The organism is Micromonospora sp. M51 (assembly GCF_018070305.1).
Lineage (GTDB): Bacteria > Actinomycetota > Actinomycetes > Mycobacteriales > Micromonosporaceae > Micromonospora > Micromonospora parva.
Map to the genome: position 1 here is coordinate 1 of NZ_JAGPXZ010001008.1, position 1,829 is coordinate 1,829.

Annotated in this window: 3 protein-coding genes; 1 reads left to right on the forward strand and 2 read right to left on the reverse strand. The window is 75.0% G+C overall.

Annotated features, from left to right (window positions below; translation table 11 throughout):
• Nucleotides 1-217, reverse strand: a 217-nt coding sequence (locus tag KBX53_RS31840) for a response regulator (protein ID WP_309140904.1), incomplete at its 3' end; no start/stop codon positions are given.
• The gene (locus KBX53_RS31845; RefSeq protein ID WP_210863521.1) at nucleotides 205-1,305 is read right to left on the reverse strand and encodes a histidine kinase; all 1,101 of its coding nucleotides are present in this window, start codon (nucleotides 1,303-1,305) and stop codon (nucleotides 205-207) included. The genes KBX53_RS31840 and KBX53_RS31845, both read right to left, overlap by 13 nt.
• Before the next feature lie 191 nt (nucleotides 1,306-1,496).
• On the opposite strand from KBX53_RS31845, the gene KBX53_RS31850 reads away from it, so the two are divergent.
• A partial coding sequence (locus KBX53_RS31850; protein ID WP_210863523.1) for a DUF6069 family protein occupies nucleotides 1,497-1,829 on the forward strand: 333 nt, incomplete at its 3' end.

Genomic DNA, 1,829 nt, shown 5'->3' on the forward strand with positions numbered 1-1,829 from the left:
CGGTGGCGGTGATGCCGTTGACGCCGGGCATCCTGATGTCCATCAGCACCACGTCGGGCAGGTGCCGGTCCACAGCGGTGATCGCCGTGGCACCGTCGGCGGCCTCGCCCACGACGACGATCCCGTCCGCCCCGTCGAGCATCAGCGTGAGCATCCCCCGCACGAGGGGATCGTCGTCGACGATCACGACCCGGATCGGTCCCGTCACGTCGGCCACGGCAGCCACGCGGTGAGGTGGAACCGGCCCGTGGCGTCGACGTGGTGGGTGACCCGACCACCGGTGAGCGCGGCCCGCTCGGCGAGGCCGATCAGACCCGTGCCGGCGCTGCCGGTGGCGCCGCCGTCAGGCGTGGTCGGGTTGCTCACCGCGATGCGCAGGCCCGTGCCGGGCGCGCCGCCGAGCACCAGCCGGACCGGCTGCCCGGCGGCGTGCTTGCGGGCGTTGGTCAGCGCCTCCTGCGCGATCCGGTACGCGGTGCGGCCCACCGCGGCGGGAATCTCGACCGGCGGACCGAGCGGGTCGTCGACCTCGATCCGTTGCCCGGCGGCCCGCGCCTCGTGGAGCAGGCTCGGCAGGTCGGCGAGGGTCTGCCCGGGTGGCGCGTCAGTCGGCGACTCGGCGTCGTCGCTGCGCAGCAGGGTGATGACCTCGCGCAGCTCGTCGAGGGCGTGATGGGCGCTGGCCCGGATCACCCCGGCGGCGGCGCTGAGCCGCTCGGGCGGCGCGTCCGGCCGGTACTCCATCGCGCCGGCCGCCGCCGCCAGCAGTGACAGCCGGTGGGCCAGCACGTCGTGCATCTCCCGTGCGATCCGGCCGCGTTCCGCCGCCCGCGCCTCGTCGACCCGCCGTTCCTGCTCCCGCTCGGCCCGCCGGGCCCGGTCCCGCAGCTCCGCCAACAGGGCGTTGCGGGCCTGCGCCCAGGTGCCCCAGCCGAACAGGGCCGCGTACGCGATCGTCATCAGCACCAGCCGCCACCCGTACGGCAGGCTCGGCACCGGCCGCCAGAACGCCTGCACCGCCTCACCCGCCACGCTGACCGCCGCCACCGCCGCCGCCTGGCGAAACGGCCGGTTGCGGGCGAGGAACAGCACCGCGAAGCTGGCCACCGGCGTGACCACCGGGGACAGCGCGACGAGCACACCGGCCAGCACACCACCGGTGCGCGGGCGGCGGATGACCACCGGAACGAGGATCAGGGCGGTCACCGCCAGCGCGACGTCGACGCCGATCATTCCGGCGGAGCTGGACCGGGTGGCGGACCACAGCATGGTCGCGACGAGGACGCCGACCGCCGCTGTCGTCACGCCCACCCGAGCGAATCGCCACGCCCCGGGCGGTTCGACCTCGCACGCCGCCGCATCCACATCGCGCACGCTACTGCGCTGGTGGCGGGCCGGACCACCTCCTTTGGTAGTACGCCGAGCCGCCGGCGGACGTACCCGTCGCGGCGTCCGGACCGACGCGTCCCGCCCGGCCCGGTCCGCAGACTCAGGCCATGACGAAGAACCTTCCCCTGGTACGGGCCATCGTGGCGGCCGGCGCGATCGTGGTGGCGGTGGCCGAGTTCGCGTTGCTGCACTCGGCTGCCGGCGTCGACCTGTCGGTCAGGTCCGGCAGCTCGACCCGACAGGTCACTGTGGGCGCTGTCATCGTCGCCGCGGCGGTCGCGGCGCTGGCCGGTTGGGCGCTGCTCGCGGTGCTGGAAGGTCGCACCGACCGCTCCCGCGTCTGGTGGACCTCGACAGCGGTGACGGTCCTGCTGCTGTCGCTCGTGGTCGGGCCACCCAGCGGCGTCGGCGGGGCAGCGAAAGCGACCCTCGCGCTGCTG